The organism is Streptomyces sp. NPDC020299 (genome assembly GCF_044387825.1).
Classification (GTDB): Bacteria; Actinomycetota; Actinomycetes; order Streptomycetales; family Streptomycetaceae; genus Streptomyces.
Map to the genome: position 1 here is coordinate 215,939 of NZ_JBIRWL010000002.1, position 16,627 is coordinate 232,565.

Genomic DNA, 16,627 nt, shown 5'->3' on the forward strand with positions numbered 1-16,627 from the left:
TGGTGCCATGCCGCTGCCGCCGCACAGCTCGACCCGGCAGCAGCCCACGGCACGATCAGCAGCTGCGGCGGCACCAGGGCATCATGGTGGTTACATCGATATAAATGCTCGGAAGGAAGTCGGGCGAGAAGCGGTTCGGCCCATCGGATCGCCCCGGGGTCCGTCCGATGCGGGTCGGTATGATCCCGGCAGGCGGAAGGGTGATCAGCGTGGCGGCCAGACCGAGGATCAAGGACGTGGCGGAGTACGCGGGTGTCTCACCCAAGACCGTCTCCAATGTGATCAACAACTTCGAGCACGTCTCGGAACAGACCCGTGCCGCCGTCCGCGAGGCCATCGACGCCCTGGGCTACCGCGTCAACGTCGCGGGACGCCAGCTGCGCCAGGGCCGCACCGGGATGATCACGCTCGCCGTCCCGGAACTGGACGTGGCCTACTTCGCGGAGCTGGCCAAGCACGTGATGGCCGAGACGGACCGCCGTGGCCGCACCCTTGTGCTGCACCACACCGGGGGAGCACGCGAGCGTGAACTCGCCGCGCTGCACGGCTTCGACGCGCACTTCTCCGACGGTGTCATCCTCAGCCCGCTGTCGCTGCTGCCCCGCGACCTCGCCACCCGCGACCGGCGGCTCCCCGTCGTCCTGCTCGGCGAACGTCCCGCGGCCGGCACGACCGACCACGTCGGCATCGACAACGTCGCCGCCGCCCGCGAGGCCACCGAGCACCTGCTCTCCCGCGGGCGCCGCCGCATCGCGGTCATCGGTGGATCCGTCCGGGGCCGCCAGGGCACCGACCGACTGCGCACCGACGGCTACCGCGCGGCCGTCGCCGCCGCCGGCCTGCCCTTCGAGGAGGACCTCGTGACACCGGTGCGGGCGTACCACTGGCAGGACGGCGCCCGCGCGGCCACCGCCCTGATCCACCGGGACACGCCCCCGGACGCCCTGCTCTGCCTCAACGACCACCTGGCGCTGGGCGCGCTGCGCGCCCTGCACGAAGCCGGCCGGCCGGTGCCGGGAGACCTCGACGTCATGGGCTTCGACGACATCGAGGCGACCCGCTTCAGCGTCCCCTCCCTGACGACGGTCGCCCCCGACAAGGAGCAGATCGCCCGCAGTGCGGTGTCCCTGCTGCTGGACCGCATCGACGATCCCGAGTCGGGCGCCGGGCAGCACCATGTCGTCGGGCACCGGGTGATGGTGCGGGAGAGCACCGGGGGCTGACCGGTCTGTTGTCATGACCCTGGACAGCGGCCGGGACCCATGCTCTGATGCCAACGGCCAACGCTTCCAACGTTGTAAGTTGTGAAAGGACGTTGCAGAAACCGAAGCGATGAGCCGCCACCCTTCCTCAGTCAAGGAGGACCGTGCGCATCAGATCGCTCAGACACCACCTGTCCCTGCTGATCGCGGCCGCACTCGGCGTCGCCGGACTGGCCGCGACACCGGCCGCGACGGCCGCGGAAGACCCCGTCCAGGTTCACGGCCTCAAGGGCGAGTACTACACCCAATCCGCCCCCGGAGCCTTCGACTTCGCCCGGCTCAAGGCCACCGGATTCGACCCGCAGCTCGACTTCGGCTCGCTGGAGTCCCGTCTGAACTCCGCCACCGGGCAGTCCGACGACGTCAGTGTCCGCTGGACCGGCCGCATCGTGCCGGAGAAGACCGGCGCCACCACCTTCTCGATCACCGGCGACAACGGATTCCGCCTCTGGGTCGGCGGAAAACTCGTCATCGACCACTGGGTCGATGACTGGGATCGCGAACAGACCGGTGAACCCGTCGAGTTGACCGCCGGGAAGGCCTACGACATCAAGGTCGAGTACTTCGAGCACTACGGCGGCTCCAACCTCCACCTGCGCTGGACCCCGCCCGGCGGCACCAAGTCCGCCGTACCGCAGTCGGCGTTCCTGCTGCCCGAGGGATACGCCTACAACGGCGCCATCGCCACCACCGTCCTCGGGGACGGCCGCACACTCAAGCTGGACTTCGCGCAGCCCCTCGCCAAGCCCGACGCCCACCTCACCGACCACCTCGACGCCGTCATCGGCGGCGCCGCCTGGCCGCTGGGCCGCGCCCGCCTGAACCCCGCCGACTCCACATCCCTTCTCGTACCGCTGAAGGAACCCGTCGTCGGCAACAAGACCGGCACCGCGCCCGGCTTGGCAGACGTCCGCTACGACGGACAGGGCGGCGTCACCACCGAAGAGGGAAACGTTGTCAACGCCTTCTGGAGCAGCGGCTCCAACCACTCCACCTACGAGCTGCGCACCAAGTGGGCCGACGACGTCACCCCGGCCAACGCCCACCGCGAGTACCCGAGACCCCAGCTCACCCGGGACGCCTGGCGAAACCTCAACGGCAGCTGGCAGTTCGCCGCGGCCGAGGAGGGCGAACAGCCGCCCGTGGGCCGCACCCTGGGGGAGCGGGTCCTCGTCCCCTACCCCGTCGAGTCCCAGCTCTCGGGCATCGAACGGCACGAGGACCGCATGTGGTACCGCCGCACCTTCACCGTGCCCGCCGGCTGGAAGATCGGGGATCACCGGCGCCTGAAGCTGAACTTCGGTGCCGTCGACTGGCAGGCCGACGTCTACGTCAACGGCACCAGGGTCGCCGAACACAAGGGCGGCTACGACAAGTTCAGCGCCGACATCACCGACGCGCTGGGGCCCGGCCGCACCCAGGAGCTGATCGTCGGCGTCTACGACCCGACGGACGCCGCGAACGGTGAGAACCCGCCCGTCGGCAAGCAGCGCCTGGACCCGAGCGGCATCTGGTACACCCCGACCTCCGGCATCTGGCAGACGGTGTGGATGGAGCCGGTCGCCACCGACCACGTCGACCAGCTGAAGCTGACCCCGGACGTCGGCAGCGGCACGCTCACCGTCGCACCGCAGGGTGTGCGCGACGGCATCCGGATCACCGCGACCGCGTACGCAGGCAAGCGTCGCGTCGCCACGGCCACCGGCCGCACCGGCGAACCCCTCACCCTCACCATCCCGCACGCCCGCCTCTGGTCACCGGACGACCCGTTCCTGTACGACTTGAAGGTCGACGTCGGAGCCGACCGCGTCGGGAGCTACTTCGGCATGCGCTCCATCGCGGTGGAGAAGGTGAACGGCGTCCCGCGCACGGTCCTCAACGGCAACCCCGTCTTCATGATGGCCACCCTCGACCAGGGATTCTGGCCCGACGGCCTGTACACCGCACCCACCGACACGGCCCTCGCGTACGACCTCAGGATGCACAAGAAGATGGGCTTCAACGCGGTCCGCAAGCACATCAAGGTGGAACCCGACCGCTGGTTCTACTGGGCCGACCGGCTCGGCCTGCTGGTGTGGCAGGACATGCCGGCGATGACAGCGGGCGTGAACCCGTCCACCGCCGCCCGCGCCGAGTACGAGCGCGAGATGAAGCAGATGATCGACGAGCACATCAGCAGCCCCGCCGTCGTCATGTGGGTCGTCTTCAACGAGGGCTGGGGCCAGTACGACATCGGCCGCGTCGCCCGCCAGGCCAAGTCCTGGGACCCGACCCGCCTGGTCAACAACATGTCCGGTCTGAACCTCGGGGCCGACGGCGGAGCCGGCGACATCATGGACGAGCACGGCTATCCGAGCCCTGCCCTGCCACCGCATCCGGACGGCCAACGGGCCCTGGTCAGCGGCGAGTACGGCGGTCTCGGCCTCGCCGTACCGGGCCATGCCTGGTCGGTGCAGCAGTCGTACGTCGACGTCGACCCCACCACTTACACCGACGACTACCTGAAGAAGCTGAGCGAGGTGCGCGCGCTGGCCTGCCAGGGCGGCAACGGCGCGGTGTACACCCAGATCACGGACGTCGAGGGTGAGCTCAACGGCCTGACGACGTACGACCGAAAGGTGACCAAGCCCGACGTGGCGCGGCTGAAGACCGCCCAGGACGCGCTGATCGACGACGCGTCACGGGCGGTTCCGGCGGGCTGCGCCTGACGCCGGCGACGCTCCGCGGCCCGGTCCGCCCACCGCTTGGGCGGCGGGCGGACCGGGCCCTGCCATGTCAGACCGCGCCGATGAGCAGGGGGAGGTAGCCGAGCGACTGCCCCGATGCGTTGGGGTGGTAGGAGTCGGTGAGATCCAGCCAGTCGACACTGTGCAGCCAGGGGCTGGACGAGCAGATCTCGTGCCCGGCGAAGGCGGTCCTGACGTCGGCGAACGTGAACCCGTGGGCGGCGGCGCGCCGTGCGATCACGCGGTCGAGGTGGTCCACGGCCTCGTTGAGCGCGGACCTCTCCGTGTCCTGGAGGCCGCGCGCACAGGTGCCGTGGAGCTGGTAGAGGTGGGGGTAGCCGAGCACGACCACACGGGCGGCGGGCGCCTTGCTCGTGATGGCCGAGTAGAGACGGTCGAGGTCGCTCGGGAGACTCGCGTCCATGAAGGAGTCCGCCGCGGCTATGGCGGACAGGCACGCGTCATGGCCGGGCAGCGCGCAGGTCGCCATGACCCGGACGAAGCCCGCGTCGCTGCCGCCGACCGTGAGGGTCACCAGGCCGGTACGCGGGCCGAGCGGACCGAGCTGGCCGGCCAGGACATCGCCGGTCCGCGCGTGGTTGCACGCCGTGAAGTCGAAGGACGACGGCGCATGGGCGGCGGCCCACAGGGCGGGATAGGCCCGGCCGCTGCGCAGGCAGTCCGTGCCGGAGGGGAGGTAGCCGCCGGCGCCGACCCCGGCGGCGTACGAGTCACCGAGGGCCACGTAACCCGTGGCCGCCGTGCTCGGCGCCGCTTCCCCGGCCGCGGGACCGGCGAGGGCGGCGGCGGCCGCGAGCAGAAGCGAGGACGCGCCGGACGCTGTTCGGGACTGTCTCATGACTCTCGTCTATCGCGGCCCGGCTCGCCCCGGCCTCCGTGGCCGTCCCGTCCGCCCAGCCGAGTTGACGGATCCCCGCGGTTCTGCCGCCACCGATGCGCCCCCGTACCGGCGAGGACGCCGACCGGACCGCGGGGCGCTTCGGCGGGCCCGGGCCCCGGCGGGGGTTCACCCGGTGAGCCGTCACCCGTCCGGCGGCGCCTTCCGGCCGGCGTCAGGCGTGAAACGGACCAGGTTCATGCGCCGCCTTCTCGCCGCTGCCGAACCAGTTGAGATGTCGCGTCGCGTCGACGACAGTCTGCCGGTATGGAGTCCTTCTGTTACCACCGTGACCGGCCCGGCTCCCTGGCGCTGCGCCGCGAACTGCTGGAGGAGCACTGGTCCTACATGGACCGGTACGCGAAGGAGCTGACCGCCCGCGGCCCGACCACTTCCCCGGCGGCCGTACCGGTGGCAACAGGTACCTGGTGCTCGGCCTCGGCGAGGGGCGGGCCCCCGATCTCGCCGTACCGCACGACCGGGACGAGCTGATCGCGTACGGGCCTCTGCTGTCCGACGACGCCACGAGCTGAGTGGGCATGGCGGCGCTGGTCCGGGCACCGGACCCGGACACGGCACGGGCCGCTCTGACCGCGGACCGGTAGACGGACATAGAGGTCCATGCCTGGGAGTTCGGCGGCCGGCGGTGATGCGCGGGGGCGCGCCGCGCCGATGGCATCGCTGAGCGGCCTCAGCTCCCGGTGAGCCGCTGGACGGCCTTGAGCGCCTGGCCCGCTCCGTCCTCGGCCGCCAGGTGCTGCGCGGCTGTCGCGGCGGCTCGTGCGTATGCCTGCTGCTTCACGACGCGGCCGAGGGCGTCGGCGAGCCGTTCGGCGGTGAGGGACCGGAAGGGGACCGGGTCGGCGGCGGCACCGACCGCGGCAAGGCGTCGTGCCCAGAACGGCTGGTCGGCGGTCACCGGTACGGTGACCGCGGGCACTCCGGCCCGCAACGCCGCGGCCGAGGTCCCGGCCCCGGCGTGGTGGACCACCGCGGCCAGCCGCGGGAACAGCAGGGCGTGCGGGACCTCGCCGATGGTGAGAACGTCGTCGCCCTCGGCCGCGAGCCCGGCACTGCCGGCCTGGAGGATGCCGCGCAGCCCGGCACGTCGCAGGGCTCGCACGGCGATCTCACTCAGCCGTTCCCCGTCGCCGGACGCCATGCTCCCAAAGCCGATGAACACGGGCCGGGGGCCAGCCCGCAGGAAGTCCTCCAGGTCCGCGGGCAGCCGTTCGGCCGGATCGAGATGGGGCCACCAGGTGCCTGTGACCTCCAGGCCGGAACGCCAGTCGGAGGGGCGGGGCACGAGTGCCGTACTGAAGCCGTGCAGGACGGGCCAGTTCGCCTGTTCCTGCCGTCGGCGCATCGCGGAGGCGGAGACCGAGGGCAGACCGAGACGGTGGCGCAACTCCACGACCGCCTGCTCGTAGAGGCGGTCGACCATGCGCAGGGCGAAGCGTCCGGCCATGCGGTTGGCGGGCCGGCCCAGCGACCGGGAGCCCGTGACGACGGGCGGGAAGTCGCCGGTCGGCGCGGTCGGTTGGAGGTACACGCCGAGGCTCGCGGTGCCCGTGGCCTCCGCGAGGTGCCAGCCGAGCGGCGCCGTGGTGGCCGACAGCAGAAGCAGATCCGTGCCGTCGGCCATGGCGTCGGCGAACCCCTGGCCCAGTTCGGTGACGAACGCGGCGGCCGAGCGCATCAGTTCACGCCTGCCCGTGCCGCCACCGCGCGCCCGCGGGTCCGCGGGAAGGCGCCGGAACTGCAGCCCGGCGTCCCGTACGAGGGGTGCGAACGTGTCCGTGGTGGCGAGGGCGACGTCGTACCCGGCCCGGCGCAGTTCGGCGCCCAGGCCCGTGTAGGGCGCGACGTCGCCACGCGATCCGGCCGTGGCGATCAGTACCCTCATCGCTCCTCCTCCGAGCCGGTACGGCCGCCCGCGTGGCGGGCCGCGTTGGCGTGGACCGCCTTGCACATGTAGGCGGCCAGGCCCGGGCGTTGCTGTGACGGCGGTACGACCAGGGCGAAGGCGCGCGGGTCGGCGGCGAAGTCGTCCGCTATGCGCCGGTGCATGTCGGGCGGGCAGGAGGTGAACCAGCGTGAGATGTGCAGCCGGTGCTCCTCGGCGAGGTCCATGGCCCGCTCGCCGTCGCTGGGTTCCCGCTCGTCGAAGGCCGCGAGCAGTTCCGCACGCCAGGCGGCGGCCTCGCCCATGAGCTGCCGCCAGTCGTCCTTGGTATGGGCGGCCGCGCGCGCCATCGCCTCGCGCTGTCCGTCCGAGTGCGCCCACTTCAGCTCTGCCTGGGTGGCATAGCTCAGGTCGAAGGTGATCTCACCGAACACCTCGAAGCGTTCCTGCGGCGTCAGGGACACCCCGGTCTGCTGGACCTCGATGGCCCGCTCCGCCACTTCCGCCAGCCGCTGCAGCCTGGCGATCTCCTCACTCAACCGGCGCTGCCGAGCACGCAGTTGCTCCACGGCGTTGGCCTGCGGGTCCTTGAGGATCTCGGCGATCTCATCAAGGGTGAAGCCGAGTTCCCGGTAGAAGAGGATCTGCTGGAGACGGGCCAGGTCGGCGTCACCGTAGAGCCGGTAACCGCTGCGACTGCGGCCACTGGGCGAGAGCAGCCCCGCCTTGTCGTAGTGATGCAGCGTACGCACCGTCACCCCGGCGAACCTCGAGACCTCACCCACGGAGTAGCTCATCCACCTGCCCTTTCGTCGGCGCACAGCCTCGAGCCTGACGTAGGGGGAGGGTCAACCCGAGCTTGAACGCGCGGATGCCGCCGCCCACTTGGGGCGACGGCGATCGGTGAGCATGGTGCGGATGAGGCCGGGGTCCTGGACGATGACCGACCGGCACCGACGCCTGCGGCGAGGGCTGGGACCTGGTGGTGTCATCCGCCGCCGTCGAGGTCGGCGCGCCGGCGGAGCACCCGTAGCTCGGGGCCGGCGAACTCCATCTCGTACAGCTTCCCGCGCGCGTTGTCGAAGGGGCGGTGCAGGATCATCATCAGCCGGCCGTCGAACGTGTGGAACAGCATGCCGTGACCGCTGTCGTCCCGCACCAGTGGCCGGTGCTGGCGCCACGGCCCGGTGATGTCGCCGGACTCCGAGACGGCACAGGTCTGCACGTAGCCGCCGCTGACCGTGCCGTCCTGGGCGGCCACGTTCTTCTCGTACGTCGACCACAGCATGAGCAGGGACCCGTCAGGTGTGCGGCACAGCTGCGGGCCGTCGGTGATGTAGGGCGGTAGCTGGTTCGGGACGCCGCCGGGGATCTGCTCACTGATCCAGGACGCGTCCGAGGCCTTGAACAGGAAGACCGGTTCACCGATCGTCCGGGACAGGTCCGGGGCCAGCCGGACCGCTTCCATGGTTCCGTCGATGGTCTGCAGCCACTCGTGCGCGTACACCATCCAGGGCTGCCCGGACGCATCCACGTGGAGCGTCCCGTCGAGGGTCATCAGGTTCTCGGGCGGGGTCGGGCGTGAGGGGTCCACCACCGTGAAGGGGCCGAGCAGCGAGTCGGACACGGCGGTGATGGTGCCGCGCATGTAGTTCGGGACCTGGAACGGCGAGCCCCATCGGCCGGCCGACGGTACCGGAAGCGGCTTGTCCTCGTTGTGCAGCGTGGTGAACAGGTAGTACCTGCCGCCCCATGCGTGGACCTCCGGCGCCCAGCCGCCGTCGGTCGCCCAGATTCCCTCCTGCTCGGCGGTCAGGAAGACCACGACAGGTCGCACCCAGTCGCGAAGGTCGTGGCTGCGGTAGACCATCGTGCCGACGCCGTCCACCCCCGACACGGACGGCTCGTTGGACGTGTACAGGTGGTACGTGCGGGTTTCGGCGTCGGCGACGATGAACGGATCGTGCAGCGGCATGTCGGGAAGCCGCATGGGTTCGGTCTGAGCCATCGTCGAAGAATACGGCCGTCCGGATGTGTACGCTCCCCTGCACCCCGCTTGTGCCCGCGGGCGCCCCCTCCCGGCGATTGGCCCGGCGGCGCGGACCCGGCAGAGTAGGCGGAGCGCGGTCCGGCGGTGCCGGGCCGCGAATCAAGGGGGAAAAGGGGGAATACCGTTGCCTTGGGACGAACTCAAACAGCGGCTTACCGGACTCGGCGTCCCGTACACCGAAAACGCGCCTCACTGGCAGATCACCGCCGCGGTGGGAACATTCCGCGCCCACCCGGCTTTCCTGGACGCCCTCAGCGCCGGTGAGGCCAAGGACCTGCTGCTGGGCGGTGCCCGGGATGCCGCACCGCTGATCGGCCGGTTCCGGCTCGTTCTGGACGGCCACCTCGAAGCCATCGACGACGCGCGCGCCCAACTGGGAATCACCGACGGCCGGTACGGGAACCTGAGCGAGCAGATCCCGCTCCTGCAGTACGCCGACGCCGGCAAGGACCTGCCTCAGTGGTGGCAGGCCGGAGTGCGCGCCGAAGCGACGGAGTTCGCCGGCGAGCACAACCCGGCCTCGGTGCAGGCCTTCATCAATCTGCACGGGAGCTACCTGTACGCCCTGCGAGCCCTGCAGGCGGGCGGGGACGAGCCTGCCGCCGCGGACAGGCCGGAGGCCATCCGCACGGTGTACGCCGAGGGCCGTGCAGCGGCCGAGCACACCGCGCCGGGCCGCCCGACCCTGGGCACGCAGGCCGCCTGGCGGTCCCACCAGCCCGACTTCGCGGGCATGCTCCAGAAGAGCGCCGACCGGCTGAACTTCGGCTCCGTGGAAGCCCTCGTCGCGCACGCCCTCAAGCACCCGCGAAAGGACCAGCCCCTGACAAGGAAGCCGAACGCGGCGAAGAACCTGATCGACGCATACCTGAAGGCCGCCCGGAAGCAGATCGAGCAGGCCGCGGACATCAGCAGCGCACTGGCGCAACTGGGCGCCACCCGCACGTACTACTACGGCCCCCCGGGGGAGCGCGCCATGGTCGCCGTCGACGAAACCGGCGCGGCGTGGATCACCACGTACTTCGCGCCCGGCGGGATCTGACGGCTCCGCGCGGTCGGCAGCGTGACCCTTTCCGGTTCAGGGTCGCAACTCGTCGAAGCTGACGTTCAGATGGCGGGGACCGCGCAGCACGGCGTTCTGGCGGTAGGGTGGCGGGTCCTCCACCAGGCGGGGCTTGCCGAGGCGACGGGCCAGTTCGGACAGCGCGATCTGGGCCTCGAGGCGGGCCAGCGGCGCGCCGAAGCAACTGTGGATGCCGCTGCCGAAGCCGAGGTGCTGGATGTCCTCGCGGTCCGGGTCGAACCGGTCGGGGTCCGGGAAACGCTCCGGGTCCCGGTTGCCCGCCGCGAGGACGAGCCAGATGCGTGAACCCTTCGGGATGGTGACCCCGCGCACCTCGATGTCGGCGATACAGGTGCGCTGCGGCACGAGCTGCACCGGGGGCTCGTAGCGCAGGAGTTCCTCGACGATCCGCACGGACTGGCCCGGATCGTCGCGCAGCCGCCGGAGGTACCTCGGGTGGCGCAGCAGGGTGAGCATGCCGTTGGTGATCAGGTTGACGGTCGTCTCGTGGCCGGCGATGAGCAGCAGCACCGCCGTGCTGAGTACTTCCATCGTGGTCATGGCGCCGTCCGGACCGTGGCTGTTCACCAGGTCGGACAGCATGTCGTCGCGCGGTTCCCGGGTGCGCTGCTCCACCAGCCCGTTCAGGTACATGCCGAGCTGCAGCCGTGCTTCCTGAGCGGCCCGCTCGGAGTCGGCGCTGGTACGGGTGTCCGGGTCCAGACCGGCGACGATCGGGTCGACCCAGGCACGGAAGCGGGTCTCGTCCTCGCGGGGCACACCGAGCAGCCGGCAGATCACGGTCACCGGGAAGGGGTAGGCGAACTGGTCGACCACGTCGATCTGCCGTACGTCCCCGAATCCGTCGATCAAGTCGGCGACGATCTGGGCGAGTTCACCACGCAGGGAGTCGATGCGGGTGGGCCGGTGCGGAGGGCCGAAGGAACTGTTGGCGATCCGCCGCAGCCGGTCGTGTTCCGGCGGGTCGAGCCGGATGAAACTCGGCGGCAGTCCCGTCGCCTCCGGCCCGGACAGCTCGTCGCCGGCCGCTACGGCGAGGTTGGTGAAGTCGGAGCTGATCCGCGGGTCGTGGAGCAGGCCCTTGATGTCCCAGTACGAACTGATGAGATACGGGCCGTCCTCCTCCTCGTGCAGCACGGGGGTCTTGCGGAGTTCCTCGTACAGCGGATACGGGTCGGCGCGGTTCGCGAAGTCGGTGATCTGGCGCAGGAGCGAGGCGTGCGTCATGCGGCGTCCTTGGGGCGTGGAGGTCCGTGGGGGCGAGGGCCGGGCCCGGTCAGTGGGCCGGGGTGAAGACCAGCTGCCGGTCGGCCGGTGAGTAACCGCTGAGGGTCACGGTCGGGCCGTGCGTGGGCAGGGACGGGTCGGGGAAGCCGGCCGGGACCGGCTGCCGGCCCTCGGGACGGCGGTCGACCGTCGGGAACTCCACCGGGAACGGCGCGCCCGTCTCGATCTGCCGCTGGTAGAACTCCAGCCACCGCGTGTTGTCGAAGCTCACGGCGGCGATGACGCGGCCTTGACAGCCGTACACCCCGACGAACCGGCGTTCGGCGAGCGAGCCCTGCGTGATCATGATCTCTTCGCCCATCGGCGGGACGCCGACGGACTTGATGTTCACGCCGAACTGCGACGACCAGAAGGCGGGCACCCACAGGTGCGGGCGCCGCTCGGCGCCGGGACTGATCATGTTGTGCGCGGCGATCTCGGCCTGGGCGACGGCGTTGCCCCAGTGTTCGAGAGAGAGGAACTGATAGCCGAACAGCGCGTGCGGGGACCGTGCGACGTCGCCCGCGACGAAGACGTCGTCGGTGACGATGCCCCGGAAGTCGAAGGCCCGGCAGCCCGCGTCGCAGGCGATGCCCCGAGGGCCCGCGCCCAGGCCCGAGCCGGCCAGCCACTCCGTGTTGCGCGTCGCCCCGAGCGAGACGATCACGACGTCCGTCTCGACGACGCTCTCGTCGGACAGATGGGCGGCACGTACCCGGCCCACGGAGTCGCCCGCCAGGGCGGTGACCATCACGCCGGTGCGCAGATCCACACCGTTGTCCTGGTGCAGCTGTGCGGCCACCGCGCCGACCACTCCGCCCAGGGCACCCACCAGCGGCGCGCCCGCACGCTCCGCCACGGTGACCGCGATGCCCATCTCCCGGCAGGCCGAGGCGATCTCGCAACCGGTGAACCCGGCACCGATGACGAACACCCGGCGCGGCCCGGCCCGCAGCCGCCGGTACAGGGCGGCCGCGTCGTCCCGGGTGCGCAGCACGAAGACGCCGTCCAGCTCGGCCTCGGACTCCTTCGGCCAGGGCCGCGCGCGGACCCCGGTCGCGATCAGCAGCCGGTCGTACTCGACCTCGTCCCCGTCGGCCAGCCGCACCCGCTTGGCCGCCAGGTCAAGACCGGTCGCCGCGACGCCGAGGCGCCACTTCGCGTCGATCTCGAGGCGCCGGGGCAACTCGGTGTGCTGCGGGGACGCCCTGCCCAGCAGGACCGCCTTGGACAGCGGAGGCCGGTCGTACGGATCGTACGGTTCGTCGCCGATCATGGTGAGGGAACCGGCGAAACCCTCGGCGCGCAGCGTCTCGGCGGCCCGCAGACCCGCGAGCGAGGCACCCACGATCACGATCCTGCCCTCGCGCCTGAGCCAGTCCAGGTAGTCAACGGACATCGGAACGCTCCCCGGCGGATGCGGCGGGGAGCGTTCCGGTACCCGGCCCGTCCAGCCCTTCGGCCGTGATCGCCTGAACGGGGCAGGCGGCGACGGCACGTGCGAGTCTCTCGCGCTGTTCGTCCGCGGGATGCGGGTCGTAGACGAGCGACTCCTCGCCGTGCATGGCGAAGACGTCCGGCGCGAGGAACGCGCACTGTGCGTACCCCTGACACCTGTTGAGATCGACGACAAGCCTCATCAGCGCTGTGCCCCTTCGCGGCCGGGTCCATCGCGTACCACCCGCTGGGCCGCGCACTGCGGACAGCGGTCATCTCCCGCACGCCAGCATGGATGCCGGGACGGTCCGGCGCTCGCCGGTGCGCGCCGACCGGGTGAGGACGTCCCGCCCCCGGGGCCCCGCCCGCTACCCCTCGGCCACGGACGACCTACGGGTCGGCCTGCCCAGCGCCCAGAAGAGCACGCCGCAGAGCATGAACCCGAGGAGCGGCACGGCCTCCGTCAGCAGGTACTTCCAGCGCTCGCCGTGGCCCCAGCCGTCCGGCGCGTAGTCGGAGCCGAACCAGTGGTCGCCGAGGCCGGGAGCGACCAGCTGCACACTGGCGAACAGGATCAGCAGGGTGAGCACCACGCTGATGGTGCGGGGGAAGGGCGCCTTGTAGGGACGGGGGATCTCCGGTGCCTTGCGGCGCAGCACCGCGAGTGCCGGGAAGATCCCCAGGTAGCTGACGAGGGTGGTGGAGACGGCGAGACCGAGGACGGCGCCGAAGAGCTTGGCGGCGCTGCCGCCGGTCAGCTGATGGGCCAGGACGAGGACGACGGTGGAGACCAGCCCGCTGAGGACGTTGACCCGCACCGGGGTGCCGAACCGGCTTGAGATGACGCCGAGGAAGCGGGGCGCGGCACCGTCGTAACCGGAGACGGCCAGCGCGCGGTCGGAACCCATGACCCAGGTGACGCCGGACGACAGCACCGTCAGGATGAACATGATCGCGGCGAGGTCCCCGAGCACACTGCCGGCACCGCTGAGCGTGGCGGTGCCGTCGGCGGCGACGTGCCCGCCGTACACGGTGAAGACCTGCCGGATCGCGTCGATGAATCCGCCGAGACCGGTGACGGCCTTGACCGGCAGGACGAGCAGGATGCCGAGGATCGGCAGCGCGTACAGCAGCACGGAGAGCACGGCGCTGCGGAAGATCGCGAAGGGCACGTCCCGCTGGGCGTCGGTCATCTCGTCGCCGGCGGTGCTCGGCAGCTCGAAGCCGACGTAGTTGAACATCAGGACGGGCACCAGGCCGACGAAGCCCGCGTACGTGGGGGAGAAGTCGCCGATCCCGAATCCGTGCAGGCCGTGCTCGACGCCGTACACCACGACGGTGACGGTGAACAGGCCGAGCAGGGCGAATCGGCTCCAGGCGCCGATGGTGGGAATCCACTTGCCGATGTCGAAGGACAGGATCGCGGCGAGCACCCCGACCCAGACGAACACGAGGGTGAAGGCGTAGAAGGCCGGGGTGCTCAGGTCCTTGCCGTCGTTGAAGAAGGTGGTGTAGGCCGTCACGGCGGAGACGGAGAGCGTGCCGCCGAGCCACACCGGATTGGTGATCCAGTACAGGAAGTTGTTGACGGCCCCGGTGAGCCGCCCGAAGGCCCGGCTGGTCCAGATGTAGGGACCGCCCTCGTCGGGGAACGCGGCCCCGAGTTCGGCGATCAGCAGCGCCGAGGGCACGAAGAAGACGACGGCCAGCACGATCAGCCAGGTGAACGCCTCGGCACCGGACGAGGCCACGGTGCCGATGGTGTCCACCCCGACGATGGTGCAGAGGAGGAAGAAAAGGATGTCGAAGCGACCGAAGTGCTTGCGCAGTTTCTGCCGCTCCACCTGGGCTGCGGCCGGCGTGCCGGCCGGCTCGGAGATTATCTGACCAGCGGCCACCGGGGACTCCTGCGTGCTCGGGGGAAAAGGGTTGGATCCGGCCAATAATCCGCCGCTACCGCAAAAGCCCACAAGCGGTCATGTGCAATTCTTGACCCTCACTTCTCCTCTCTCATCCTCCTCCGGAGCACGCGACAGCGACACTGTGTGAATTGTGCCGTCCGGGAAGCGAATCTCTGCCGTCCCGTCCGGCATCTCGCGTGCTCGTGTGTCTTTCCGCAGTGCTTCGGGATCGCTGGACACGCCCGGGTCCGCGGTGAGGACCACCAGGGTGGCGAGCAGGAGCGTGCCGCCCGGGTGCTCCGCGGTGAGGAGCGGCGTGGCCGAATACCGGCCGTAGGCGTTGTGCCCTGTGCCATGGCCGACCTCGCCCTCGCGGCCGATCGCTGCCCCGGGCCGGTCGAGCAGGGCGACGAGCACGCTGGTGAGGCCGTCGTCACGGATTGTCACCGCCCATCCGGGTCCGGTCGTCGCCGTCGGCCGGGCGGTGTCGCTCGCGATCGCCCAGCCCCCCTCCCGCACGATGGTCCCGGCCGGAGCCTCGACGCGGTGCAGGCGGACCTCCCAGGGGCCGTGCACGGTGCTGACCGTGCTGATCGCATGCCCGTACTCGGTACCGTCCGCCGACAGCGGGGTGTGCCAGGAGGCGGCCCTGCCGTCCTCGGTGCCCAGGGGGTGGATACGGCCCCGGCGTGACGGTCCGGAGGGGAGCACCAGGGCGATGTGGTTGTCGTGGCCCGCCGCCTCGTCGCCCGGGGGTGTCTCCGGCGCGGTGGCGGTCGAGTAGGCGAAGCGGGTGTAGTGCGGACTGGCCTCGGACCGGGCGGGTGGCGGCGCCAGCCGGTCACTGCCGTGGTTGACCAGCCGTACGATGCCGTCCGCCGCCGTGGAGTGCAGCAGCCAGCCCGGTGCCGGCAGGGCCACGCGGTGGTCCTCGGCGTCGACCGGGCCGGGTTCCTCACGCGCCGTCCAGACGGGGTGGCCGGCGGGCAGCAGCAGACCGAGGAACGCCTTGGCCGCCCAGTACGGGGAGGCGGGACCGGAGTAGGGCTGGGTCACCGGAAGGAAGGGCTGGTACCAGCCGAGGCTCAACAGTCCCTGCTCGTCCGGCACTTGATGGTCGGTGAAGTGCTTGAGCGCGCCGGAGGCCAGGCGTCGGGTACGGCCGGGCGGCAGGGGAGTGGCATCGGCGAGGGCGCCGGCCCACAGGGGTGCGGTGGCGGCGTAGCGGTAGGTCAGGGAGCGGCCCTGGTGGACGGGGGCACCGTCAGAACCGAAGAAGTACTGGTGGCTCTGGAGGAAGGCCCGCAGCCGGGTGCGGTGCGTGCGGACGAGCCCGGTGTCGGCGCGGTGTCCGGCGATACGGGACCACAGGACGGGGTACAGATGCAGGGCCCAGGCGTTGTAGTAGTCGAACTTCCGGCCGTCACCGTCCGTGTACCAGCCGGCACCGCGGTACCAGTCGTCCAGCCGCGCCAGCCCCGCGTCGATCTCCGCACGGCTGTGCGGCGCGTCGACCGAGGCGAGGAACTCCTCGGTGATGACCTGGAAGAGCCGCCAGTTGGAGTCGTTGGCGGTGGCCCCCACGAAGCCGCCCAGCCAGTCCGCGGTCCGCTGCCGTACCCTGTCGGGCAGCCGGTCCCAGATCCAGGGGCGGGTCTCGTGCAGGGCGATCGCGATCGAGGCGGCCTCGACCATGGGCTGCGCCCGGTCGGTGATCGGCGGCCAGTGCTCCGGATGGCGGGGATCGGTGCCGGCGGCGAGGCCGGTGGCGTAGCGCTCGATCAGTTCCTCCGCGCCTGTTCCGCCGGAACCGGCGATGCGGAAGGCGGCGAGCAGGAAGGACCGGGCGTAGCCCTCGACGCCGTCGGACCAGACACCGGAGTAACCGGTCCGGCCGGGGAGGCGGTACTGGGCCAGTCCAGGGGTGGCGTACGGGAGCAGGGCGCTGAGCAGCCGGTCGGCGGTGGCCTCCCAGTGGGCGCGGGTGTAGCCGGTGAAAGGGGACAGGGCCGGGTCGGGTGGGGGCAGGGGGGCCGGGTCGGGTAGGGACGGATGGCTCGCGTCGGTGGAGAGATGCGGCGCGGTCATGCGGCGGTG

General features: G+C 71.1%; 12 protein-coding genes and 1 pseudogene. 4 read left to right on the forward strand and 9 right to left on the reverse strand.

The window, feature by feature from the left end; genetic code table 11:
- Nucleotides 1–179 precede the first annotated feature (179 nt).
- Both ACH45E_RS05100 and ACH45E_RS05105 read left to right on the forward strand, forming a co-directional pair.
- Entirely contained in the window at nucleotides 180–1,223 is a 1,044-nt protein-coding gene (locus ACH45E_RS05100) for a LacI family DNA-binding transcriptional regulator (RefSeq protein ID WP_361444957.1), read from the forward strand.
- A gap of 143 nt (nucleotides 1,224–1,366) precedes the next feature.
- Nucleotides 1,367–3,970: a PA14 domain-containing protein gene (locus ACH45E_RS05105; RefSeq protein ID WP_361444774.1), complete on the forward strand. Its 2,604-nt coding sequence runs from the start codon at nucleotides 1,367–1,369 to the stop codon at nucleotides 3,968–3,970.
- A 67-nt stretch (nucleotides 3,971–4,037) separates the two neighbouring features.
- Here the strand turns inward: ACH45E_RS05105 and ACH45E_RS05110 are convergent, their stop codons facing one another.
- Complete coding sequence (locus ACH45E_RS05110; protein WP_361444771.1) at nucleotides 4,038–4,847, reverse strand: SGNH/GDSL hydrolase family protein; 810 nt, start codon at nucleotides 4,845–4,847, stop codon at nucleotides 4,038–4,040.
- Between the two features lie 306 nt (nucleotides 4,848–5,153).
- Here ACH45E_RS05110 and ACH45E_RS05115 point away from each other — a divergent pair.
- A pseudogene (locus tag ACH45E_RS05115) lies at nucleotides 5,154–5,491 on the forward strand (YciI family protein).
- An 86-nt stretch (nucleotides 5,492–5,577) separates the two neighbouring features.
- Here ACH45E_RS05115 and ACH45E_RS05120 read toward each other — a convergent pair.
- The 3 genes from ACH45E_RS05120 to ACH45E_RS05130 form a co-directional block, all read right to left on the reverse strand.
- Nucleotides 5,578–6,792, reverse strand: a complete 1,215-nt coding sequence (locus tag ACH45E_RS05120) for a glycosyltransferase (protein ID WP_361444768.1) — start codon at nucleotides 6,790–6,792, stop codon at nucleotides 5,578–5,580.
- Nucleotides 6,789–7,589, reverse strand: a complete 801-nt coding sequence (locus ACH45E_RS05125; RefSeq protein WP_361444765.1) for a MerR family transcriptional regulator — start codon at nucleotides 7,587–7,589, stop codon at nucleotides 6,789–6,791. The genes ACH45E_RS05120 and ACH45E_RS05125 overlap by 4 nt, the downstream gene beginning before the upstream one ends.
- 191 nt (nucleotides 7,590–7,780) lie before the next feature.
- On the reverse strand, nucleotides 7,781–8,800 hold the full coding sequence (locus tag ACH45E_RS05130) for a glycoside hydrolase family 43 protein (protein WP_361444762.1): 1,020 nt from the start codon (nucleotides 8,798–8,800) through the stop codon (nucleotides 7,781–7,783).
- A 166-nt stretch (nucleotides 8,801–8,966) separates the two neighbouring features.
- Here ACH45E_RS05130 and ACH45E_RS05135 point away from each other — a divergent pair, with 166 nt between their 5' ends.
- Nucleotides 8,967–9,884, forward strand: a complete 918-nt coding sequence (locus ACH45E_RS05135) for a hypothetical protein (RefSeq protein WP_361444759.1) — start codon at nucleotides 8,967–8,969, stop codon at nucleotides 9,882–9,884.
- Between the two features lie 36 nt (nucleotides 9,885–9,920).
- Here the strand turns inward: ACH45E_RS05135 and ACH45E_RS05140 are convergent, their stop codons facing one another.
- From ACH45E_RS05140 to ACH45E_RS05160, 5 genes are all read right to left on the reverse strand, one after another.
- A complete protein-coding gene (locus tag ACH45E_RS05140; protein ID WP_361444756.1) occupies nucleotides 9,921–11,153 on the reverse strand; it encodes a cytochrome P450 in 1,233 nt (410 codons plus the stop codon).
- Nucleotides 11,154–11,202: 49 nt separating this feature from the next.
- Complete coding sequence (locus ACH45E_RS05145) at nucleotides 11,203–12,591, reverse strand: FAD/NAD(P)-binding oxidoreductase (protein WP_361444753.1); 1,389 nt, start codon at nucleotides 12,589–12,591, stop codon at nucleotides 11,203–11,205.
- A complete protein-coding gene (locus tag ACH45E_RS05150) occupies nucleotides 12,581–12,832 on the reverse strand; it encodes a ferredoxin (protein WP_361444750.1) in 252 nt (83 codons plus the stop codon). Before ACH45E_RS05150 ends, ACH45E_RS05145 begins: the two co-directional genes overlap by 11 nt.
- Nucleotides 12,833–12,997: 165 nt before the next feature.
- The gene (locus tag ACH45E_RS05155) at nucleotides 12,998–14,527 is read right to left on the reverse strand and encodes an APC family permease (protein ID WP_361444747.1); all 1,530 of its coding nucleotides are present in this window, start codon (nucleotides 14,525–14,527) and stop codon (nucleotides 12,998–13,000) included.
- Nucleotides 14,528–14,605: 78 nt separating this feature from the next.
- Nucleotides 14,606–16,618: a DUF2264 domain-containing protein gene (locus tag ACH45E_RS05160; RefSeq protein ID WP_361444744.1), complete on the reverse strand. Its 2,013-nt coding sequence runs from the start codon at nucleotides 16,616–16,618 to the stop codon at nucleotides 14,606–14,608.
- Nucleotides 16,619–16,627 lie beyond the last annotated feature (9 nt).